This window comes from Paenibacillus pabuli, assembly GCF_039831995.1.
Classification (GTDB): Bacteria; Bacillota; Bacilli; order Paenibacillales; family Paenibacillaceae; genus Paenibacillus; species Paenibacillus pabuli_C.
Window position 1 is genome coordinate 87,216 of the sequence record NZ_JBDOIO010000004.1, and the last position, 23,639, is coordinate 110,854.

At 46.2% G+C, this 23,639-nt stretch carries 15 protein-coding genes; all 15 read left to right on the forward strand.

The features are described 5' to 3' along the window. Positions 1 to 3 precede the first annotated feature (3 nt). Entirely contained in the window at positions 4 to 1,794 is a 1,791-nt protein-coding gene (locus tag ABGV42_RS19955; protein WP_347383377.1) for a sensor histidine kinase, read from the forward strand. Continuing rightward, a complete protein-coding gene (locus tag ABGV42_RS19960; protein ID WP_347383378.1) occupies positions 1,787 to 3,376 on the forward strand; it encodes a response regulator transcription factor in 1,590 nt (529 codons plus the stop codon). Before ABGV42_RS19955 ends, ABGV42_RS19960 begins: the two co-directional genes overlap by 8 nt. Positions 3,377 to 3,577: 201 nt before the next feature. Beyond that, positions 3,578 to 6,460, forward strand: a complete 2,883-nt coding sequence (locus tag ABGV42_RS19965) for a glycoside hydrolase family 2 protein (protein WP_347383379.1) — start codon at positions 3,578 to 3,580, stop codon at positions 6,458 to 6,460. A gap of 280 nt (positions 6,461 to 6,740) precedes the next feature. Next, entirely contained in the window at positions 6,741 to 7,724 is a 984-nt protein-coding gene (locus ABGV42_RS19970; protein WP_347383380.1) for an ABC transporter permease, read from the forward strand. Between the two features lie 15 nt (positions 7,725 to 7,739). After that, positions 7,740 to 8,642: a carbohydrate ABC transporter permease gene (locus ABGV42_RS19975; RefSeq protein ID WP_347383381.1), complete on the forward strand. Its 903-nt coding sequence runs from the start codon at positions 7,740 to 7,742 to the stop codon at positions 8,640 to 8,642. A 182-nt stretch (positions 8,643 to 8,824) separates the two neighbouring features. Further along, positions 8,825 to 10,513 (forward strand): ABC transporter substrate-binding protein, encoded by a 1,689-nt coding sequence (locus ABGV42_RS19980; protein WP_347383382.1) that lies wholly within the window; start codon positions 8,825 to 8,827, stop codon positions 10,511 to 10,513. A 382-nt stretch (positions 10,514 to 10,895) separates the two neighbouring features. Then, positions 10,896 to 12,593 carry an ABC transporter substrate-binding protein gene (locus ABGV42_RS19985; protein WP_347383383.1) on the forward strand — a complete coding sequence of 566 codons (1,698 nt, stop codon included), beginning with the start codon at positions 10,896 to 10,898 and terminating at the stop codon, positions 12,591 to 12,593. A 340-nt stretch (positions 12,594 to 12,933) separates the two neighbouring features. Further along, positions 12,934 to 14,634, forward strand: coding sequence for an ABC transporter substrate-binding protein (locus ABGV42_RS19990; protein ID WP_431523661.1), 1,701 nt, complete (start codon positions 12,934 to 12,936; stop codon positions 14,632 to 14,634). 272 nt (positions 14,635 to 14,906) lie between these two features. Beyond that, on the forward strand, positions 14,907 to 17,285 hold the full coding sequence (locus ABGV42_RS19995; RefSeq protein WP_347383384.1) for a glycoside hydrolase family 95 protein: 2,379 nt from the start codon (positions 14,907 to 14,909) through the stop codon (positions 17,283 to 17,285). A 19-nt stretch (positions 17,286 to 17,304) separates the two neighbouring features. After that, positions 17,305 to 18,651, forward strand: coding sequence for a GH1 family beta-glucosidase (locus ABGV42_RS20000; protein WP_347383385.1), 1,347 nt, complete (start codon positions 17,305 to 17,307; stop codon positions 18,649 to 18,651). Positions 18,652 to 18,974: 323 nt separating this feature from the next. Continuing rightward, entirely contained in the window at positions 18,975 to 19,238 is a 264-nt protein-coding gene (locus ABGV42_RS20005) for a hypothetical protein (RefSeq protein WP_024631414.1), read from the forward strand. A gap of 319 nt (positions 19,239 to 19,557) precedes the next feature. Beyond that, positions 19,558 to 20,517: a ubiquinol oxidase subunit II gene (gene cyoA, locus ABGV42_RS20010; protein ID WP_347383386.1), complete on the forward strand. Its 960-nt coding sequence runs from the start codon at positions 19,558 to 19,560 to the stop codon at positions 20,515 to 20,517. Between the two features lie 21 nt (positions 20,518 to 20,538). Beyond that, the gene (locus tag ABGV42_RS20015) at positions 20,539 to 22,509 is read left to right on the forward strand and encodes a cbb3-type cytochrome c oxidase subunit I (protein WP_095361754.1); all 1,971 of its coding nucleotides are present in this window, start codon (positions 20,539 to 20,541) and stop codon (positions 22,507 to 22,509) included. Beyond that, entirely contained in the window at positions 22,509 to 23,123 is a 615-nt protein-coding gene (gene cyoC / locus ABGV42_RS20020; RefSeq protein WP_095292385.1) for a cytochrome o ubiquinol oxidase subunit III, read from the forward strand. The genes ABGV42_RS20015 and cyoC overlap by 1 nt, the downstream gene beginning before the upstream one ends. Next, on the forward strand, positions 23,124 to 23,453 hold the full coding sequence (cyoD, locus tag ABGV42_RS20025; RefSeq protein WP_347383387.1) for a cytochrome o ubiquinol oxidase subunit IV: 330 nt from the start codon (positions 23,124 to 23,126) through the stop codon (positions 23,451 to 23,453). The last annotated feature ends 186 nt before the right edge of the window (positions 23,454 to 23,639 follow it).

Consider the following 23,639-nt stretch of genomic DNA (forward strand, 5'->3'; position numbering starts at 1 on the left):
GATATGTTAAGAAGGTTTATACGTGTATCGAACAATCTCAAATTGAAGCATAAACTGCTGATTTCCTATGTACTTGTCGTCATGATTCCGGTTCTGATCATTGGTCTTGCCGTGACCGGATACTTCCGGCAGCAGGCACTCGATAATGCCATTGGACAGACGATCAACAACGTGGACAAAATTAAGAGCCAGACAGCCACATTGCTGCGTGTGCCGACTGATATTTCCGATATTCTTATGTTCAACAACGACCTGAAAGAGATTGTGAACAAACGCTATTCCAGCGTAATGGAACTGACTTCCGCTTATTTGGCCTATAAGGATTTTCAGGAATACAAGCGACAGTACCGTGAGATAGCAGGCATTCGTTTTTATTCTGATAATCCCACCCTGATCAACAATCTCGAGTTCATTCCGTTGAATGAACAGACGAAGGAAAGTTACTGGTACCAAAAAGCGCTGTTATCAACGAACACGGGATGGTTCTACATTCCGGACGAGGAAGATAATCCGGTTCATAAACTCAGCCTGGTGCGCAAAGTCCCTTTTCCTGAATATCGCACCGAGGGAGTACTGCTGATTGAAATTAATCAGGATGAGCTCAATGAATTGCTTCGACAGGAACCTTTTGAAACGCTGATTGCGGATGAGCAGGGTTATGTTGTGGCTGCCAAAAATACGGATCTGGTTGGCAAAACGCTGGATGAGCTGGATTTTGGCGTGGATTTACAGAATCAGGCCAAAGGAACACTGGAAGCTGACTTTCAGGGAGAGCCGTCCAATATCGTTATCGATGAGCTGCGTCCTGTGTCGAGTATGAACAGCTTGAAGGTGATCTCGGTCTTTGAGACCAAAGATATCGTCAAGGATGCCAACACAATCAGTTTGATCGGTATGCTCTTTATCTCCCTTGTCTTAATCATTGCCCTTTTACTTGTATATATTATTTCATTCCTTACATCGAACAGGCTGCTTCGTCTTAGCAAGCATCTGAACAAGCTGGCCCTTGGGGATTTGAATGTGACGTCCAGAATCGACGGGGATGATGAGATTGGGCAATTATCGAGACAATTCAATTACATGGTCAAAAGCATAAACGAACTCATGACTCAGGTCGTTGAAACGACCGAGCAGAACAACCAATTGGAAATCGCGCAGAAAGAGATTAAACTGAAAATGATGGCAAGTCAGATTAATCCTCACTTTTTGTTTAACGCTCTGGAATCCATTCGTATGAAAGCTCATATCAAAGGGGAGGCCGAAATTGCCAATATCGTCAGACTCCTCGGTAAACTGATGCGCAAAAGCCTTGAAATTGGCAGTGGAAAGACAACTTTTCAGGCTGAACTCGAAATGGTGAGTTCCTATCTGGAAATTCAAAAATTCCGCTACGGGGATCGGCTTGCCTTTCAGATTCATATCGATCCCGGAGCAGAGAAGATATACATTCCGCCTTTGATCGTTCAACCTCTGGTGGAGAATGCCATCGTGCATGGATTGGAGAATAAAGAGGGAACGGTCCATGTCAATATAGATATTCGTCTGGTAAATGATGTGGTGAAGGTTCGCGTCAAGGATGATGGTGCAGGTATCACGCCAGAGCGCCTTGAAGAGGTGATGCAATTTATCCGCGGGCCGGAGGAGCAAGAGAAGAGCCGGATTGGTTTGCGCAATGTGCATCAACGGTTAACACTGACTTACGGTGAACCATACGGATTACAAATTACGAGTGTGTATGGGGAAGGAACAGAGATTGCTTTTGACTTACCTTCAGGAGGGGAACAGCATGTATAAAGTATTTTTGGTGGATGACGAACCGAGCATACGCGAGGGTCTGACAACGATCATCGATTGGGGAGCGTATGGATTTGAGGTGATCGCTACAGCAGCCAGTGGACGGGAGGCCATTACACGATTTGATGAGCTTAAACCTGATTTGACCATTATAGATATCCGGATGCCCGGCATGACCGGACTGGACGTGATCGAAGAGGTGCGGAAACAACATCCCGGATCACATTTTTTAATTTTGAGTGGTTATGCCGATTTTGATTATGCCAAGAAAGCAATCAGTTTCGGTGTGGATGGATACTTGCTCAAGCCTGTGGATGAAGAGGAGATTATTGGCGAGCTTCAGCGTATTGCTCTAGTGCTTACACGTGAACAGGAGGCGCTGGCACGGCATGCAGGTGAAGATACGGCATATCGGGAGCATCAGATCGAGGCACTTTTGTTTGATAACCTGGAAGGCGTCGGTCCCATCGATGAGGATGCCCTTGGATTGAAGTGGCCACAATATCAGGTCGTGCTGCTTGAGATGCATGCTGCGCCTGATGTCCAGCGTGGAGGTGTAGTTAAACGCAAACTGGCAGAGGCCTTTGATCAAAAAGATCGGGGAATCGTCTTCTCTTACCATTCGGGTCTTGCTTTATTGTGCAAGGATCCGATTACATCGACTTCGTCTGCCGAGCATCTATACGATGAACTGAAGAGGCTGCTCGGAGAATGGAACATTACGATGTACGGGGCAGCAGGTGAACCGGCCAATACCACTTCCGAGATTGTCAGGTCCTATCAACAGGCTAACGGGCTGCTTGCAGAACGTTTTCTATTTACCGAACAACGTATAATGTTATGGAATGAAGAGCTTGCTGCTGAAGGAAAGGCTGCTTCAATGATCGGCGAAGATGAAAGCGCTGAGTCTGGTGAGTCGGAATTGGCAGACAAGCTGTATTATGCGCTCGACATACGCAGCATGGAGTCCGTGATTCGGGTACTGGCCGAGATCGAAGAACGAATTGTTCCTTACTATCGGACAGAGCAGTCAATCAAGACGGCGTTCTCACAGGTGTTCTCCATGGCAATCAACAAACTGGCTGCATCGAACCAGCACATGCAGTCGATCATGCAGGAACATTCTGTCTTGATTAACGAAGTATATCATCAATTAACGGTATCTGATCTCAAGGTTATGGCAGAAGGTCATCTAAGCCGTCTTATTCAGCGCATGGGCGGCGGCAGTAAAGATACGGCGCTAAAACAAATGATTGATTTTATTCGGCGTAATCCAGGGGAAAATCTCAAGCTGGAGGTTCTTGCCGAGGTGTTCAACTATAACAGCAGTTATCTGGGCAAGCTGTTCAAAAACCACACGGGAGAATATTTCAACGCATTCTTGGACAAGGTTCGAATGGAAAAAGCGAAAGAACTGCTTGATGAAGGCTTAAAGGTACATCAGGTCGCCGCAAGAGTGGGGTATGCCAATGTGGACTATTTCCACGGTAAGTTTAAGAAGTATGTAGGGGAGTCTCCTTCAGCATACAAACATGCTAGATCCCAATTCAAAGATCAGCCCGAAGAGCCTGATGGCGTCTAATCGCAGGTCAAACAGGCTCTGTTTTTCTTGAGATGTTAACTTCACATATCTTTTAATATAAAACGTTTTCGCTTCCGACCTTATTCAAGTCTAGTTTGCATCATTATATAATCCATCCTCTTCCTTATATAAGCAATGGTGTCTTCCATTTGTACATCATAAACTGGTGGTATCTTATTCCGGACAAGGAGAGACAATCAGATGAAATCATCGGATGTACAAGCTGTTCGCCATACCTTTGACCTGAAGGGAACCTGGAAGTTCTGTCTTGAAGCAGATCTTGCCAATAACGGGAGGCCGCCCCTTTCTGATGAATTGGTATGGGGAACAATTCAGGTTCCAGGTTCCTGGGAAGAGCAGGGGTATGGGAATGAGCCAGATTATCTCAGGATGGATACGTGGACCAAGATACGTGAATACGAGGGTGCTGCCTGGTATGCGACCACAGTGGATCTGGTAGCGTCAGAGCCGGACTGCCAGTATGTATTGAGACTTGATGGAGTCAGGTGGACAACAGATCTCTGGGTAAACGGACATCATGCCGGGCAGCGTGACAGTCTGCTTGTTGCACAGGAGTGGGATATTACATCCCTAATCCATTCGGGAACGCAAAACCGGTTCGAGCTGCGTGTGGATAACACGATGAAGCTGCCACTGGCCGGAAGTCATATTCATTCCATTCATACGGCAACAGCATGGGGCGGAATTACAGGCGGAGCTTATCTGGAACGGCTGCCACGTTGTCGGATCGAGCAGTTGCATATCCAGCCTAACGCAGAGAAAGGGATTGTAGCAATCCGATATGATGTAAGCGCTAGCGTCTCAACAATATCCAGGACATGTCAACTTCATATTGATATTAGGCACCCTGACGGAAGCTGGCTTCCGAGGCAGAGCCGCACAATTAGTTCAATGTCGCTTCGGACTGAGGATCAACATTTTGAAGGAAGTTATGGCAGTGAGCAATGGGATCTTGATCTTGGCCAGGTGAAGGACATTGTCCTATGGTCAGATAAGTCCCCGGGGTTATATCAGATCATTATCTCCTTGCAGGATGAGGAGCGAGAGCTGGATCGAGTGGAAAAGACATTCGGCATGCGTTCCTTCAGAGCGAATGGAAAAAAGCTTGAGCTGAACAATGTGCCTGTTTTTTTACGTGGATACGTTGATTGTTGCATTTTCCCGTTAACGGGTTACCCGGTCTGGGATAAGCAGCATTATGTACAGCAGTTCCGTACGGCAAAATCCTATGGGTTTAATCATGTACGTCTGCATGGCTGGAGTGCACCTCGTCCATTCTGGGAGGCCGCAGACGAAGAGGGCATGCTTGTCCAGGCTGAACTTCCGCACTGGTCGAGATGGTTTGTAGACCGTGACGTGAAGGCACCAGCGGAGATTATGCTATTCCTGACCCGTGAATTAAAGGAATTATTATACTCGCTGCACACGCATCCCTCCTTTGTCATGTTTTCAATGGGGAATGAGCTGATCGGGGCTAACGGCCATCCAGAGTTGAATGATCTGGTAGAACTCGCTCGTACTCTGGACCCAACCCGGTTATATACGGATAATACAGGCTTTGGTCAGCTGCCGGCTCAAGGCCGAAGTGCAGATTTTTATATCCAGTCACTGAACTGGCATCCTCCACTGGAGTCAGAGTTGTCTGCGGTTCCGGACACCACGCTGGATTACCATGATGTCACCCGGCTTACGGATGATCCGGTCATTGGGCATGAACATGCACAGTTCACCATGTACGTACGCCCTCAGGAGCGGGAGAAGTACACAGGCGTTCTGCGCCCAAGCTGGCTGGAGTCGATTGAGGAGTCCATTGCGCGCAGAGGCATGGCGGCTGATGTGGAAGACTTCCAGCACGCTAGTGGCATCCATCTGATGCGGTCGTTAAAGGAAGCGATGGAGCGGGTTCGCCGCACACCGGATGCTGCGGGCAACCAATTGCTTGATATCCGTGACTTCCCTGGACAAGGACATGCGACAACAGGAGTTCTGGACGTGTTCTGGGGGAGCAAGGGAATAGTGGAACCAGCAGCATTCAAGCAGTTTAACGATAGCATTGTACTCTTACTGGGGGCTCGTCAGCGGACCTACTATGCAGGAGAACCCGTTCATATTGAAGCCAGCATATCCCATTATGGAGAGAAGCCCATAGTAGATGCCTCGATCCATTGGAAGCTTATCCGCAACAATATAGTAGAGAACGAAGGCGAGTGGGCATACGGAGATATTAGCTGTGGCTCCGTTGTTTCGCTTGGGCATCTAACCATTCAGGCGCCCAAGCAGGGGGCTGCGGCCTTTGTGATTGAAGCTGAGATCAGATCAGGCAATTCGCAGCGCATGGCCGCCAATGTCTGGCACGGTTGGTCGTTTCCTCATTATCATCCTCACGATCGAACTGATCGGATCTGGAATAGCGTGGATGAGCTGCAGCCATTTTTAGTGGATTCCCATTATCGTCAGGTGGATCATCTGGATGGAAAAGACTTACTCAGCCAAGGTGAGATGGATCTGGTGATCATTTCTTCACTTACACCCAACGTACTCGATTATCTGATGAATGGTGGCAGTGTCTGGCTTCAGGTCAAACCGGATGAATTATACGATGCGGTAAACACCAAGTATCTGCCTGTATTCTGGAATTATCTCATGTTTGCAACGCAGTCTGGAGCAACGATGGGAATGAACCTGCAGGAACACATGCCTGTGCTCGGCCAGTTCCCTCATGATCAGGCCTCCGATTGGCATTGGTACCATCTGGTTAATGGTACTCCTGCAATATGTATTGATTCGTTGCACGGGGTACGTCCATTAATTGAAGTCATTGATCATTTTCACAGAGCCAAACGTTTGGCATATGCTTTTGAGGTTAGAGTGGGGCGGGGGAAACTCCTAGTATCGTCATTGCCCTTTGCCAATGTTTCCATGATGAAGCGTCCTGAGGTTGCCTTCCTGTTTCAGGAGATGGTCGCGTACTTGTTGGGAGATCAATTCGATCCTGTTGCCACGATATCGGCTGCCGAATTGTTGGGCATTGTCAAGCTGCAGACCATTCAGTTCACATTATGATTGCGGGGACCTGATACAGGTCCTTTTTCTATTCTCTAAAAATGAAAGTAAACGATTACTATAAAACGTTTTCGGAAATTAACATTTTTAAAATATCTCTACCTTTTTATGGCGTATATTGTAGATGAAAGGCCATAATATACCCGATTTTGATCGGATAATGTCGAATTCTATGGGCTAATATCTAATTTTTATATGATTTTCTCTAAAATCCAGATGGTATTTTGAAAACGCTCTATCAGTTATGATGGATCTATAAAACAGAGGAGGGGGAACGGAGATGGAAACGCTAACAAAAAAATCCGCTTCCGCGAAAAGAAGCAGTAACCCCAAGCCGCCAGCGAACAAACGGCGGAACGGAATTTGGGATAGCATCAAGCAGCAGAAGTATCTCTATCTCATGTCACTGCCATTCGTAGTTTGGGTTTTTGTATTTAACTATCTGCCACTATGGGGATGGACGATGGCTTTCCAAAATTATAAACCAGCCAGATCGTTCGGCGAACAAGAATGGGTTGGTTTTAAACACTTTGTAGAGCTGTTTAGCGATGACCGGTTCTATCTGGTACTTCGAAATACGCTTGCAATGAGCTTAATGGGGCTGATTGTGGGTTTTGTCGTGCCGATTTTCTTTGCAATTCTCTTGAATGAAATGAAGGGCATGCTATTCAAGCGGACGGTCCAAACCGTTTCCTATTTGCCTCACTTTGTATCCTGGGTCGTTGTAGCCGGGATCATTACCAAGATGCTCTCCACCGATGGAGGGATTGTCAACGACATCTTGATGGGCCTTAATCTTATTGATCAGCCGATCCAATTCATGGCGAAGGGGAACCTGTTTTGGTACATTGTAACCGCTTCAGATATGTGGAAGGAAACCGGTTGGAATGCCATCATCTATCTGGCGGCAATTACGGGTATTGACCAAGAGCTGTACGAGGCTTCCCGTGTAGACGGAGCAAACCGCTGGAGACAAATGTGGCATATCACACTTCCAGGTATCCGGACCACGATTTCCGTATTATTCATCATGTCCATTGGACACTTGATCAGTATCGGTTTCGAGAAGCAGATGTTGCTGCAAAACAGTCTGGTATTAGACTACTCGGAAGTTCTCGATCTCTACGCACTCAATTATGGTTTGAATATGGGACGATTCTCATATGGTACAGCCATAGGTATATTCAACTCCGTTGTCAGTATCATCCTTCTGTTTACAGCGAACGGGTTGTTCAAAAAATTCACCAAAGAAAGCATTATGTAGGGAGGGGGAAACATTATGGCGAACAAAACATTCAATGCTACACGGGGCGATAAACTGTTCGATATATTCAATTATATCGCGATGGCGCTGGTGCTCGTCGTGACGCTGTATCCATTCCTGAACGTGCTTGCGATCTCACTGAATAACTCAACAGATACCGTACGTGGCGGAATATACTTGTGGCCGCGGGAATTTACGCTGGAAAACTATAAAACGATTTTCCAATATGATGGGCTGCTGCAAGGTCTGCAGATTTCCATTCTGCGTACGATTGTGGGTACACTGCTCGGTCTGATCAGTTCATCCATGATCGCCTTTACACTGAGCCGTCCTGACTTCAAATTGAGAAAATTCGTATCGACTACACTGGCGCTCACGATGTATTTCTCCGGTGGTCTGATTCCGGTGTACATCCTGATGCGTGACCTGAATCTGATCGGTACATTCTGGGTATATGTATTGCCAGGCATGATCAGTGCATTCAACGTATTCATCATCCGTTCATTCATTGACGGATTGCCGTATGCACTGCAAGAGTCCGCTAAGCTGGACGGTGCAAATGACTTTAAGATTTTTTACAAAATCATCTTGCCACTCTGTAAACCGGTACTTGCAACGATTGCATTGTTCCTGGCAGTCGGTCAATGGAACGCATGGTTTGATACGTATCTGTACAACGGTTCCAAGGCACATCTCACAACACTCCAGTATGAGTTGATGAAAGTACTGCAAAGTACACAGCAAGGTTCTGGTGCTGGACGGAATGCCAATGACATGGCACAGCAGATGACACAGATTTCACCAGAATCCATCAAGATGGCCATTACGATTGTTGTTACCGTTCCAATCCTGGTTGTATATCCATTCCTGCAAAAGTACTTTGTAGGCGGTATGACACTGGGTGCAGTAAAAGCATAAACAACATTATAGAGCTGCCAAAATGAGCAGCCGTAAACTAAAAAAAGCATCAGGTGCCCGAGGCGTGACCAACTGGTTGGCGCCTCACCGTATAGGGCTGCGGAGCGGCATTCATGAAGCTATAGACAGGGACAAAAAAGTCCCGGATAAGACAGACATATGAAACAGGGAGGATTACCATTATGGCAAGTTTTAAAATGAAAGGGGCACTGGCTCCTGTACTTGCGATGTCTTTGCTCGCAGGTTGTGGCGGTGGAGGAACTGGCGGTGAAACGTCGTTTAAAGACACAAGTGGTGACACGTCTCCGCTCACATTCAGTTTTTTTAGCGTCGATCCCAGTCCAAACTGGAATGGCATGAAGGATGAGGTAGGCCAGGTTATCACGGAGAAAACAGGAGTAACACTCAACGGTGAATTTGCCGTCAGCGGTGGTCAGGACAAGATATCCTTAATGGCAGCGAGCGGCGATTATCCCGATATCGTGTCACCCAAAGGAGAGCTTAGCAAGCTGGTAGATGCAGGAGCCATGTTGGATCTGACAGATCTGATTGACCAGTATGCTCCCAATCTGAAGAAGCTGTATGGTAATTACATGGACCGGTTGAAATACAGTAATGAGGATCAGGCCATTTATGTGCTGCCGACGTATTATGCGGTAGACCAGAAGTACTTTGATGCAGGCGGTGGATTCGGTATCCAGCACCGTGTATTGAAAGAACTGGGCTACCCTGAGGTACGCACGCTCGAGGATTTCGAAAATGTGCTGAAGGCATACAAAGAGAAACACCCGACAATTGATGGTCAACCAACGATCCCGCTATCACTGGATGCGGATGACTGGAGAATCATGATCACGGTAACGAACCCGGCTTTCCTAGCAACGGGTGCACCGGATGACGGTGAATACTACATCAATCCGGAAACGTATGAAGCCATGCTTCATTACAAACGTCCAGAGGAAAAAGAGTACTTCCGTTGGTTGAACAAAATGTACAACGAGGGATTGCTTGATCAGGACAGCTTCGTACAAAAAACAGACCAGTACAAATCCAAGATCGCAAGTGGACGTGTGCTTGGTGTTATTGACCAGGATTGGGGCTATTCCGATGCAGAGAACGCATTGAAAGCGGCAGGCAAGCCTGAAGCAACCTATTCACACTTCCCGGTGACACTGTCAGAGGACATCAAGGATCATTCCTATCAGGATACTGGCTTCGTATCCGGCTGGGGTGTAGGGATTACAACGACGAATCCAGATCCGGTTCGTACAATCAAATTCTTCGATTACCTGGCTTCTGAAGAAGGTCAAGTGTTGATGAACTGGGGAATTGAAGGCCAGCATTACGAAGTGAAGGATGGCAAACGCGTTATTCCTGCCGATGTTCTGGATCAAAAGACAAACAATGCTGCCGTATTCCAAAAAGAGACGGGTATTGGTCTCTACACGAATATGTCCGGTCACTATGGAGACGGGGTTAAAGATTCGACGGATAACTATTACACCACGAATTTCCCTGAACAGATCGTAGCAGCTTATTCCGAGCCAGAGAAAGAAACACTGAAAGCGTATGGTGTAACAACTTGGAAAGACCTGTACCCGAGTGAAGATGAATTCCCGGTTAAGCCATGGGGAGCGGCATACAATTTGCCAACACCAGGTGATTCCAATTACAACGTCATCTTCCAGAAAACGCAGGATATTATCCGTAAACGAATTCCGGAGGCTATTCTCAGTTCCCCGGATCAGTTTGACGGCATCTACGATGGAATGATTGCAGAAGTTAACAAGGCCGGAGCAGAAGAAATGGAGCAACAATACACTGAGCTTGTCCAAAATCGCGTTAAATTGTGGAATGGTGAAGCTCAATAATGATTCACGTGTGAGACGTTCATTTTTCAAAGAGGAGAACCCAGAAACCTGGGTTCTCCTTTTAGTTCTAAAACGTTTTCTAAAAAACGTTTTCAATTTTGTAAATTCACTATTGACAAGGACTTTCCGAGCGATTATGATTCAAGTATGAAAGCACTTACATCACTGGTGTGACAGACATTAACGGCTTTCCCTTCAAGTCTAAAACAAAGGAATATATCAGGTTTATAAATTAATTAAGGTAAATTTAAACTCATTTAGTAAGCGCTTTTAAAGTAATAAAAACTAAAGATTTACATTGAGAATCACTCACTTTCCGGTATGTGCAGGCCAGCCTGTTATACAATAGATAGCTTCATTTTATCCATAAGGGGGATTATACATGAAGGGCAAAACACCAAAAACATTCGCAATGCTTCTACTCGCAAGTGCACTTGCCATTACGGCAGGCTGTGGAGGAGGAGGTACTACTGCTTCAGAAACACCAGAGGATACAGGGGATACAACGAGTCCAATCACGTTTACATTCTTTGGTGCAGATGCAAGTCCAAACTGGAACAATATGAAGGATGCAGTCGGCCAAGAGATTACCAAACAAACAGGTGTTACGATTGAGGCAGAGTACGATGTGAATAATGGCGGGGATCAGAAGATACCTTTGATGGCTGCCAGCGGTGATTATCCTGACATTATCTTTCCTAAAGGGAACTTATCGAAGCTTGTAGATGCAGGCGCAATGCTTGACCTTACCGATCTGATCGAAGAACATGCACCAAACTTGAAAAAAATCTATGGTGATCAGATGAATCGTCTGAAATATAGCTTGGAAGACCAGGCTATTTATGCGATTCCGACCAACATGGGTGTAGATAACGTTGCTTTTGATGCCGGCGGTGGATTTGAAATTCAACAAAAGGTACTAAAAGAGCTTGGATATCCGGAAGTAAAGACACTTGAAGATTACGAAAACGTATTGAGAACCTACTATGAGAAGCATCCAACGATCGACGGTCAGCCAACCATTCCACTGACATTGAATGCGGATGACTGGAAGATCATGATTACCGTAACGAACCCGGCATTCCAGGCAACAGGTGCTCCGGATGACGGTGAATACTATATCAACCCGGAAACGTATGAAGCGATGCTGCATTATAAACGTCCGGAAGAAAAAGAATATTTCCGTTGGTTGAACAAAATGTATAATGAAGGACTGCTTGACAAAGATACATTTGTTCAAAAAGACGACCAATACAAATCCAAAATTGCCAGTGGTCGCGTACTCGGTCTGATTGACCAGGACTGGAACTATGGTGAAGCTGAAAACGCCCTCAAAGCAGCGGGCAAGGATGACAGCACATATGCTCACTTCTCTGTATCCCTGAACGAGGATATCGTGGATCACACATTCCAGCCAACTGGATTCGACGGGTATGGAATCGGGATTTCAACAACGGCCAAAGATCCGGTGCGTATCATCAAATTCATGGATTGGCTTGCATCAGATGAGGGCCAAGTGCTGAGAAACTGGGGAATTGAAGGTCAACATTATAACGTTGAAAACGGCAAGCGTGTCATTCCTGACGAAATCCAGGAACGCAAAGTCAATGACAATTCAGCATTTACCAAAGAAACCGGGATTGGTCTATATAACATCTTCAGTGCAAGATACGGCGATGGTGTGAAGGATTCAACGGATAACTACTACACAACAAACTTCCCTGAACAGATCCAGGCAGGATACACTCCAGCTGAGAAGGAAACGTTGAAAGCATATGGTATTACAACATGGAAGGATTTCTTCCCATCCGAAGATGAACTGAAGTTGAAAGACTGGGGCGCTGCGTACAATATGCCGGTTCCATCGGATACAGACTACAACGTAACCTTCCAGAAAACACAGGATATCATCCGCAAACGGATTCCTGAAGCCATTCTGGCGAAGCCTGAAAACTTCGACCAAGTCTATGATAGCCTCCTAGCTGAACTCGACAAAGCAGGGGCAGTAGAGATGGAGAAACAGTATACCGTATGGGTGAAGGAACGTGTAGCACTTTGGACTGGTAAAGATGTGAAATAACTCTGAAACTTTCAGAAACCGGGATATTAATTTAAAGCTTTTGATATACAGAAGGAGGCCTTTGCAGAAGGCCTTTTTTTGTTGTTGACGGGACGGTAAGGATAGCATATAATCATTGATGTAAGCACTTTCAGTAAGCGTTTTAAACATAGTTTCGAAAACGTTTTATCCTTGTTAAAAGCATTAAAAATGGTTTGATTGTAACAGCGTATTTTATGTTTACAAAAAGTATGAAATGTTGTTTTGGTAAGCGCATACAGAAATGCGCTTCGAATGTGGTATTCGCAGGCTTAGCCTGTTATACAGATAAAACCTTCATAATAATAGGGGGAACTAGACAATGAGAGGCAAAATGAAAGGCAACACACCTAAGACTTTTGCAATGTTGATGCTCGCAAGTGCGCTGTTGGTTACTGCTGGTTGCGGAAATTCGGGAAGCAAAAGTGCTTCTGAAGAATCAACCGGTACCGATCCGGTTACATTTACTTTTTTTGGTGCTGATGCAAGTCCAACTTGGAACAAGATGCAAGATGCAGTTGGTAAGGAAATTACCAAGCAAACAGGCGTTACAATTGAAGCAGAATACGATGTAAACAATGGTGGCGATCAAAAAATTGGTCTTATGGCTGCCAGCGGTGATTATCCTGATATCATTTTCCCAAAAGGTAACTTGTCTAAGCTTGTAGATGCTGGTGCGATGATTGACCTCACGGATCTGATTGAGGAGCATGCACCGAACTTGAAGAAAATCTATGGCGATCAGATGAATCGCTTGAAATACAGCACGGAAGACCCAGCCATCTACACGATCCCAACCAATATGGGTGTAGATAATATGACGTTTGACGCTACAGGCGGTTTTGAAATTCAACAAAAGGTGTTGAAAGAACTCGGCTACCCTGAGGTAAAAACACTTGAGGATTACGAAAACGTACTGAAAGCCTATTATGAGAAGCATCCAACGATCGATGGTCAGCCAACCATTCCACTGACATTGAATGCGGATGACTGGAAGATCATGATTACCGTAACGAACCCGGCATTCCAGGCAACAGGTGCACCGGATGACGGTGAATACTATATCAACCCTGAAACGTATGAAGCGATGCTGCACTATAAACGTCCGGAGGAAAAAGAATACTTCCGTTGGTTGAACAAAATGTACAACGAAGGACTGCTTGACAAAGATACATTTGTTCAAAAAGACGACCAATACAAATCCAAAATTGCCAGCGGCCGTGTCCTCGGTCTGATTGACCAAGAATGGAACTATCAAGAAGCTGAAAATGCACTGAAAGGTGCAGGCAAGGACGACAGCACATACGCTCACTTCTCTGTATCCCTGAACGAGGATATCGTGGATCACACATTCCAGCCAACTGGATTTGACGGCTACGGAATTGGAATCACCACTGCAGCGGAAGACCCAGTTCGTATTATCAAATTCATGGACTGGCTTGCTTCGGACGAAGGCCAAGTGCTGAGAAACTGGGGAATTGAGGGCCAACACTATAATGTAGAGAATGGTAAACGTGTTATCCCTGAAGATGTGCAGGATCGTAAAACCAACGATAACTCCGCATTTAGCAAAGAAACAGGTATTGGTCTCTACAATATCTTCAGTGCAAGATATGGTGATGGTGTGAAGGATTCAACGGATAACTATTACACAACCAACTTCCCTGAGCAGATTGTGGCTGGTTATACAGCGGCTGAGAAGGAAACGCTCAAAGCCTATGGCATTACAACCTGGAAAGAGTTCTACCCGTCTGAAGAGGATCTTCCACTCAAAGAATGGGGAGCGGCATACAACATGCCTGTACCTTCAGGTACAGATTATGACGTAACGTTCAGAAAAACTCAGGACATCGTACGTAAACGGATTCCAGAAGCGGTTCTGACAACGCCAGCGAATTTCGATAAAGTGTATGATGACATGCTCGCTGAGCTGGATAAAGCAGGTGCAGTGGAAATGGAGAAACAATATACAGTATGGGTTAAAGACCGCGTGTCCCTGTGGACAGGCAAAGATGTGAAATAATACATTTGCGGGGGTTTACCCGCAGAATAGAAGAGGCCCTGAATTAGGGTCTCTTCTTGTTTGTCTTATGATGTTTTACATTGACGAAGAATTATAAATCCAATATACTTTTCTTACTGAAAGCACTTTCACTTTGATGTGAATTGAGCACCGAATTTGAACGTGTGAAAGGCCAGTGGATACATAGTAATAAGATTTCATACTGATGTATTCGAAAACGTTTTAGTTATTTCAGGTAAATAAATAGATGATTCATGAAGAGGAGTTATTTTATGTCCCCATTCAATGAGAAAACAAAGATTAATCGTCTATGGTACCGCCAGCCCGCTACTCGCTGGGAAGAGGCGCTTCCTATTGGGAACGGCCGTCTCGGCGGCATGGTCTACGGAGGTGCGTCCGAAGAGCGTATTCAGCTCAATGAAGACACTTTGTGGTCGGGTTTCCCGCGCGACACCATTCAGTACAGCAGCCAGAGATACTTGAAGCAAACTCGTGAACTAATCATGTCTGAACAATATAGTGAAGCTGAAGCGCTTTTAAACCGTGAAATGTTGGGGCGCGACGTGGAAGCTTATCAACCTATGGGGCACTTCATCCTGCAGCAGGAAGGACTTCTTGAGCTGAGTTATGAAGAGTTTGAACGTGAACTTGACCTAGCGTCCGGTATAGCCAAGACGAGCTATGCCTATGAAGGTATTCGTTATATCCGTGAGGTGTACGCTAGCACACCGGATAATTTGATGGTATGCACGCTTACGGCAGACCGGGAAGGGGCTGTGAACGTTACTGCTCATTTGGACAGTCCGCATCCCTTTACAACTCAGCATTCAGAAGATGGCGTGACGATGTTCAGCCGTTGTCCGAGTCATGTGGAATCGAACTACTTCCGGGACCATCCCGAATCCGTCATCTATGAAGAAGACCGGGGAACCTCATATGCAGTTCGTTTAGCGGTGACGGTGACCGGGAATGAGGCGAAGATATCAACCGTGAATGGCAAGCTTCATGTTCAGGGAGCCAAACAGGTTGTATTTTACTTGGCTGCAGCTACAGCTTTTGAAAACTATGAGGTTATGCCAGTAAAGGATGAGCATCTGCTTGACCAAGAGTGTAGAGATGTCATCACCAAAGCCATGTCATTAGGCCATGAAAGCCTGCGCATCCGGCATGAGGCTGATCACCAGTCTTTATTCTCACGGGTCCGTCTTGACCTTGGATCTACTCCTAATGCAGAGCTGCCTACCGATGAGCGGCTGAAATCTTACCAGACTGGAGTTCAAGATCCCGGGCTCGAAGCCCTGTATTTTCAATATGGCAGATATCTATTAATGGCCAGCTCGCGCCCAGGTACACAACCAGCCAATCTGCAGGGCATATGGAATCATCAGGTTGAGCCACCTTGGCACAGTGATTATACGATTAATATCAATACGGAAATGAATTATTGGCCAGCTGAGGTGTGTAATCTGAGCGAATGTCATGAACCGCTGTTCGATTTGCTGGAAGACCTCAGTCAGACCGGGCGCAGAACAGCTCGGATATTGTACGGTGCTCGAGGGTGGACAGCCCATCATAACGTGGATATTTGGAGAACGACAACACCTACAGGCGGTGATGCCAGTTGGGCATTTTGGCCGATGGGTGGTGTCTGGTTGACATCGCATCTGTGGGAACATTACCTCTTTACAGGTGATCAGCGTTTTCTCGAAGAGCGTGCTTATCCGGTTATGAAGGAAGCCGCACTGTTCTGTCTGGACTGGCTGATTGAAGGACCGGATGGCTATCTGGTTACTGCTCCTTCAACCTCTCCGGAGAACAAGTTCCTGACAGAGAAAGGAGAGGCTCGCAGCATTTCGATGGCGTCGACGATGGATATGACCCTGATTCGAGAATTGTTCACCAGGTGTATTGAGGCAGCGGGGACTCTCGAGGTCGATCAGGCATTGGTTACGGAATTGGAAGGCAGCCTGAGCAGATTATATCCGTTCCGGATCGGCAGTGAAGGTCAATTGCAGGAATGGTTCAAGGATTTCGCCGAATCAGAGCCGGGACATCGTCATGTTTCCCATCTGTATGGTCTGTATCCGGGAGAACAGATCAATCGAATCGAAACACCGGAGCTTGTAGAAGCTTCCCGTGTATCGCTAGAACGGCGCATATCGCAAGGGGGCGGGCATACCGGATGGAGCTGTGCATGGTTAATCAATCTGTATGCACGTCTGCTTGACGGCGGCCAGGCGCATCAGTTTGTGCGTACACTGCTTGCCCGGTCGACTCATCCCAATCTGTTTGATGATCATCCTCCGTTCCAGATTGATGGCAACTTCGGTGGTACGGCCGGCATTGCAGAGATGCTGCTTCAGAGCCATCTGAATGAACTCCATTTGTTGCCGGCCCTGCCAGAACAATGGACACAAGGCAGTGTAGCAGGTTTGCGTGCACGAGGCGGCTATACCCTGTCCATGGAGTGGACGGACAGCAACTTGATTTCTGCTGAGATTAGGGCTGAGCGTAATGGTTCGGTGACGATCCGAAGCGCACGTGTGCTGAGTGTGGAGAACGGGGGACAGCATCCGGCTGAGCTAACACCACAAGGGGATTATGTAATTACTTTATCCATGACCGCAGGGCAGACTGTCCGCGTATCATGAGGAGACGAGGGAGAAACCAATGACTATTTTTCAATTTCCGCAGGATTTTCGCTGGGGTACAGCAACAGCTTCCTATCAAATAGAAGGAGCAGCACAGGAAGGTGGACGCGGTGTATCCATTTGGGATACGTTTGCCCGGACACCAGGCAAAGTTTTCAACGGAGATAATGGAGATGTGGCTTGCGACAGTTACCACCGCTATGAGGAAGATATTGAGCTGATGAAGAAGCTCGGTATCAACACGTACCGTTTCTCTATCGCCTGGCCGCGCATTATCCCCGACGGAGACGGCGAGATCAATCGTGAAGGGCTGGACTTTTACCATCGTTTCGTGGACAAATTGCTTGAAGCAGGTATTGAACCTTTCTGCACACTGTATCACTGGGATCTGCCACAAGTGTTGGAGGATGACGGGGGCTGGGGTAACCGGAGAACCGTCGATGCATTTGTGAAATATGCAGAGGTCATCTTCAAGGAGTTCACGGGAAAAATCAAGTTATGGCTGACATTTAACGAACCATGGTGTATTGCGTTCCTGTCGAACCTGCTGGGGATCCATGCACCGGGGAACAAAGACCTCCAGACCTCCCTTAATGTGGCTCATGGACTGCTTGTGGCTCATGGTAAAGCGGTGCAATCCTTCCGGCGCCTTGGCACTACGGGACAGATCGGTATTGCGCCGAATGTATGCTGGGCTGAGCCATACAGCAAGTCACCTGAAGATCAGGCGGCATGCGACCGCTCTATCGCACTCAATACAGACTGGTTCCTAGACCCGATCTACAAAGGTTCCTATCCGCAATTCATGGTGGATTGGTTTGCCCAAGCAGGTGCTACAGTGCCAATTCAGGAAGGCGATATGGAGATCATCTCGCAACCGATCGACCTGCTGGGTATCAACTATTACACCATGGGTATTAATCGCTTCAATCCGGAGGCAGGGGCACTCCAGTCTGAAGAGGTGGATATGGGACTGACGAAGACGGACATTGGCTGGCCGATTGAATCCCGTGGACTGTATGAGTTCATGCATTATTTGCAAAAGTATGGCAACGTTGATGTCTACATCACCGAGAATGGTGCTTGTATCAATGATGACCTGGAAAGTGGAAAAATTAATGATGATCGCCGGATCTCCTATTACGAACAGCATTTAGCCCAAATCCACCGGATCATTAACGATGGCATTAACTTGAAGGGGTATATGGCATGGTCTCTGATGGACAATTTTGAATGGGCAGAAGGATACCGGATGCGCTTTGGTCTCGTTCATGTGGACTATCGTTCACTGGTAAGAACGCCGAAGGAGAGTTTTTACTGGTACCAGAATGTCATTAAAAATAACTGGCTGGAGACACGTAATTAGTTAGAGTCAGCTATTCAAACATACGCTTAGAATCAGACGGTGGGTTCGGTTTATCCGAACTGCCGTTTTTTTATGGAGTTTTTCTAGGAACGGAGACATGTTCATAAAGCGTTCAAAAGGTTAAACCGCATTGCTGTTATGAAGAGGCTGTTTTTGGGTTATACATAACAAGAATATAAAATAAGTGTTTGTCAACATCAGAATTTAAAATAAAGTGTCCAAATTGCGAAATAAATTTGAACATTTGTTGACTAAAAATCATACTGATGTGGTATATTGGTATAAGGAAAGCACTTACAAAAAGGGAAAAGGAAGTGTTTACTATGGCATCGAAGACAGCAATGGTAAGCCAATTGGAGCGCAAAGACAAGAATATGCGGCGCGCAGTGTTGACGATGACAGTTTTGGCCTGGATCGCCCTCATTACAGGAGTGGTCATGTGCTTGATTAACCTGAATGATTTTAATGACCGAAATCTTGGCTTGATGGTGGGTATTGGTTTTCTAGTAGGTAGTGTGTTTATTTATGTAATCGCCAAATCGATTGGTCTTGTTCATACACGCCGGGAAGACGAAGGAGCGGATTGAATTATAATCTGGCGATCTTTCGTTCATAATAAGACTGGATAAGTACCCGGAATCCAGTCAATAAAGCCCTTTGCGGATTCGTTGATACTGTTCAACGGGACTGCAAAGGGTTTTATTTTGTGACTTGAAGTGTAATGATTACAATGGAAAAATATCAAGTGTGCAAGCGATTTGTGAGAAAAAATTCACACATTTAAGGTGTAAAATCGACAAATTTGTTAACAAGAACAAAAAAGTTGCTCATTTCTGATATCTTTAGAAGGAAGAGAGTAGTATACTGATTTTTCAGTATGAGCGAATTTAAGGAGAGGGGATCAAGATGAACAAGAAACCTAGGTCGCTAACCCGGATTATCATTCCGGTTGTCCTGACGTTGGTTACAATTGCATTGATTGTCTGGCCAATGCTGGCAGGCGGGCAGTACGTTGTTCTGGATCCGAAGGGACCTATTGGCGCTTCGCAGAGAGATTTGATTGTCATTTCGACGATTCTTTGTGCGATTGTTATCGTGCCTGTATTGATTTTGTCTGCTGTAATCGTTTGGCGTTACCGCGACAAGCCGGACAATAAAGCTGCTTATGAGCCGAACTGGGCTCATAGTACCAAAGCTGAGGCTATCTGGTGGACGGTTCCAATTGTAATCATTGGTTTGCTTGCGATCGTAACTGTTCGCTACACCTATGATTTGGAACCTTCGAAGCCACTGGCTTCCGAGAAAGAACCCATTACCATTCAAGTATCATCATTGGACTGGAAATGGTTGTTTATGTATCCTGAGCAAGGCATTGCAACGGTCAATACGCTGAATATTCCGGCAGACCGGCCCGTGAAATTTGAGCTCACCGCGGATTCACCGATGAACTCATTCTGGATTCCGCAGCTTGGTGGACAAATTTATACGATGTCGGGTATGGCGATGACCTTGTATTTGCAAGCTGATCACGAAGGAACTTACTTCGGTTCAGGTGCTAACTTTACGGGTGAACATTTTGCCCAAATGCGATTCGACGTCAACGCAACATCAGATGAAGAATTCGATCAATGGGTGAGAGAAGTGAAAAATCAATCCCAGCCGCTGACGCAAGAGACGTATAATACACTGGCGGAACCGGGAACAAGCAATGTTGCTTATTATTCTTCCTTCCCTGAAGGCTTGTTCCAAGACATTGTGACCAAGTATGTCATTGAAGGTACAGGCGCTCATAACCATGGAACTTCGGAAGAAGCTGCAGGCGCCCAAGACAATGCGTCCACTAAAGTGGACAAGAGTGCTAACTAAAGATTCGAAAGGAGGCCCCCAATGTTAGAGAGACTTAAGGAGTTTGCATCGGAGTTTTTCGTTACCGGTGACCCGCTGATTTATGGTGCGGACGTGGCCATCGGTATTACGATGATTACCATCGTAGCGGTGCTGACTTATTTCAAAAAATGGGGCTGGCTCTGGCGTAACTGGTTAACAACCGTCGATCATAAAAAGATCGGTATTATGTATATCATTGCTTCCATCATCATGTTGTTCCGTGGTGGTGTCGATGCGCTGATGATGCGTCTTCAGCTAGCTATGCCTAACATGGATTTCTTACATCCAGAACATTATAACCAAGTCTTTACGACTCACGGTACCATCATGATCCTGTTCATGGCGATGCCATTTATGTTCGGATTGTTTAACGTAATTGTGCCTCTTCAAATAGGGGCAAGGGACGTCGCATTTCCGTTCCTGAATGCATTAAGCTTCTGGTTATTCTTCCTGGGAGCAATGCTGTTCAACCTATCCTTTGTTATCGGTGGATCACCTGATGCTGGATGGCTGAGTTATCCGCCTCTATCGGAACTGTCACACAGTCCGGGGGTAGGACAGAACTTCTATATATGGGGTATACAGATCTCGGGTATCGGTTCCCTGGCTACCGGTATCAACTTCCTGGTTACCATCATTAAAATGCGTGCGCCAGGCATGAAATGGATGAAAATGCCGATGTTCACATGGTCGGTATTCTCCACTTGTATCATCATCTTGTTTGCATTCCCAATTTTGACCGTGACGCTTGCATTGCTCTTCCTTGACCGATTCGGCGGGGCGCATTTCTTCACGCTTGATATGGGCGGTAACCCGATGATGTATATCAACTTGATCTGGATGTGGGGTCACCCTGAGGTATACATTGTCGTCTTGCCGGCATTCGGTGTGTTCTCCGAGATTGTAAGTACCTTCTCGAAGAAAAAACTGTTTGGTTACAAATCCATGGTATTTGCAATGTTGATCATTAGCTTCCTGTCCTTCTTCACATGGGCGCATCACTTCTTCACGATGGGTTCGGGAGCAGACGTTAATGCATTCTTCGCTGTTACAACGATGTTGATTGCAATACCGACAGGGGTTAAAATCTTTAACTGGCTGTTTACGATGTATCGCGGACGGATCCGCATGGCCACCCCGATGTTATGGACAATCGCATTTATTCCATGCTTTATCGTCGGGGGTATGACAGGGGTTCTGCTGTCTGTCGCACCTGCTGACTTCCAGTTCCACAACAGTTACTTCCTGATTGCCCACTTCCACCAAGTATTGATCGGTGGCGTAGTATTCGGATACTTCGCAGGTCTGTACTACTGGTGGCCAAAAATGTTCGGTTTCCAACTCGAAGAGAAACTGGGCAAATGGGCTTTCTGGACTTGGAATATTGGTTTCTATGTCTGCTTCATGCCGCAGTACGCTGTAGGTTTGATGGGTATGACACGTCGTCTGAGCACCTACGGCTGGGATACCGGCTGGTGGGAACTGAACTTCGTATCCACAATCGGGGCATTCCTGATGGGTGTAGGTTTCTTGTTCCAGGTTGCACAAATCGCAGACGGTATTCGCAAATACAAAACACTCAAAGCATCCGGCGATCCATGGGATGGTCGTACACTCGAGTGGTCGATTCCTTCACCAGCTCCTGAGTACAACTTCGCCATTACACCGCGCGGTGATGATATTGATGAGTGGTGGGAAGAGAAAGAACGTCGTGCCAAAGGCATTTACCCACCAGAGCAACCGCTCGAGCCGATTCATATGCCTAAGAACTCCGCAATTCCATTTATCATGTCTGTGTTCTGGTTCATCGCCGGCTTCGGCTTTGTATTCGGATGGCTGTGGATGGCGATTCTCGGACTCGCTGGCGTAGGGATCTGCATGATCGCTCGTTCATTCTCATACGATACGGATTATTACATTCCGGTCGACGAAATTAAGCGTACCGAAGCGTCGTTAAGGGGGTCGGTATAATGGCTCAAGCAGCCGCTAAACATGGTCACGATCACGGTCACGACCATGGTCACCATGATCCACAAGAATTGAAATTGCTCGGTTTCTGGTTCTTCCTGATATCCGACGTTATCCTGTTCTCCGTATTGTTCGCAACCTTTATTGTGTTGCGTGACAATACGGCGGGCGGACCAATATTGTCAGAGCTGATTAAAATGCCTGGCGTTATCGCCGAGACATTTATCTTGCTCACAAGTTCATTTACGAGCGGACTTGCCGTTCTTGCAATGAACCAAGGTAAAGTGAAGCAACTGATTAGCTGGCTGGCTGTTACAGCCGTTCTCGGTGCAGCCTTTATCGCACTTGAAGTAACCGAGTTTGTTGAGATGATTCACGAAGGATTCAGCTACACTACGAGTGCTGCTTCCGGCGCATTCTTCACCCTCGTGGGAACTCACGGACTTCACGTATCGTTAGGTTTGATCTGGATGATCGGACTCATGTTCCAACTGAAAAAACGTGGTATTACCGATGTTACTCGCGGTAAAATTAACGTCATCAGCTTGTACTGGCACTTCTTGGACGTCGTATGGATCTTCCTCCTGTCGATCGTTTATCTGATGGGGGTGATGTAGATGGCAGAGCATAACTCACATGATTCCCATGCTCACGAACAGCATGGCTCCATGAAGTCCTATGTCATCGGCTTCATTCTGTCCATCGTCCTCACAATCATCCCGTTGGTGGTTGTACTGAACGATATGATGGGCAGAACAGGAACAATGGTTGTTATTCTCGTAACGGCTGCACTTCAGTTTGTGGTTCAACTCTTCTTCTTCATGCATATTCGTGAAACAGGAAAACCACGCTGGAATGTCATGGCTTTGATTTTCGGCCTGTTGATCATGATGACCATCGTTATCGGTTCAATCTGGATCATGCTGAATAACGTCGTTGCACATTAATGTTTGAATAAAGAGGATCTCCCGGTCTGCACTGCAGACTGTGGAGATCCTTTTTAGATTTAATACGGATGGAAAGCAAAATAAACAACTTGGATTAAAATCAGTTTATTTTCAAAAAAAGGTACACAAAAGATACATAATGAACTAAAATGAACTTATATGAACTTTTATAATCAAATCAATTCA

Coding starts and splice junctions, on each gene's coding strand:
- ABGV42_RS19955 (WP_347383377.1), top strand. CDS start 4: ATGTTAAGAAGGTTTATACGTGTATCGAACAATCTCAAATTGAAGCAT.
- ABGV42_RS19960 (WP_347383378.1), top strand. CDS start 1,787: ATGTATAAAGTATTTTTGGTGGATGACGAACCGAGCATACGCGAGGGT.
- ABGV42_RS19965 (WP_347383379.1), top strand. CDS start 3,578: ATGAAATCATCGGATGTACAAGCTGTTCGCCATACCTTTGACCTGAAG.
- ABGV42_RS19970 (WP_347383380.1), top strand. CDS start 6,741: ATGGAAACGCTAACAAAAAAATCCGCTTCCGCGAAAAGAAGCAGTAAC.
- ABGV42_RS19975 (WP_347383381.1), top strand. CDS start 7,740: ATGGCGAACAAAACATTCAATGCTACACGGGGCGATAAACTGTTCGAT.
- ABGV42_RS19980 (WP_347383382.1), top strand. CDS start 8,825: ATGGCAAGTTTTAAAATGAAAGGGGCACTGGCTCCTGTACTTGCGATG.
- ABGV42_RS19985 (WP_347383383.1), top strand. CDS start 10,896: ATGAAGGGCAAAACACCAAAAACATTCGCAATGCTTCTACTCGCAAGT.
- ABGV42_RS19990 (WP_431523661.1), top strand. CDS start 12,934: ATGAGAGGCAAAATGAAAGGCAACACACCTAAGACTTTTGCAATGTTG.
- ABGV42_RS19995 (WP_347383384.1), top strand. CDS start 14,907: ATGTCCCCATTCAATGAGAAAACAAAGATTAATCGTCTATGGTACCGC.
- ABGV42_RS20000 (WP_347383385.1), top strand. CDS start 17,305: ATGACTATTTTTCAATTTCCGCAGGATTTTCGCTGGGGTACAGCAACA.
- ABGV42_RS20005 (WP_024631414.1), top strand. CDS start 18,975: ATGGCATCGAAGACAGCAATGGTAAGCCAATTGGAGCGCAAAGACAAG.
- cyoA (WP_347383386.1), top strand. CDS start 19,558: ATGAACAAGAAACCTAGGTCGCTAACCCGGATTATCATTCCGGTTGTC.
- ABGV42_RS20015 (WP_095361754.1), top strand. CDS start 20,539: ATGTTAGAGAGACTTAAGGAGTTTGCATCGGAGTTTTTCGTTACCGGT.
- cyoC (WP_095292385.1), top strand. CDS start 22,509: ATGGCTCAAGCAGCCGCTAAACATGGTCACGATCACGGTCACGACCAT.
- cyoD (WP_347383387.1), top strand. CDS start 23,124: ATGGCAGAGCATAACTCACATGATTCCCATGCTCACGAACAGCATGGC.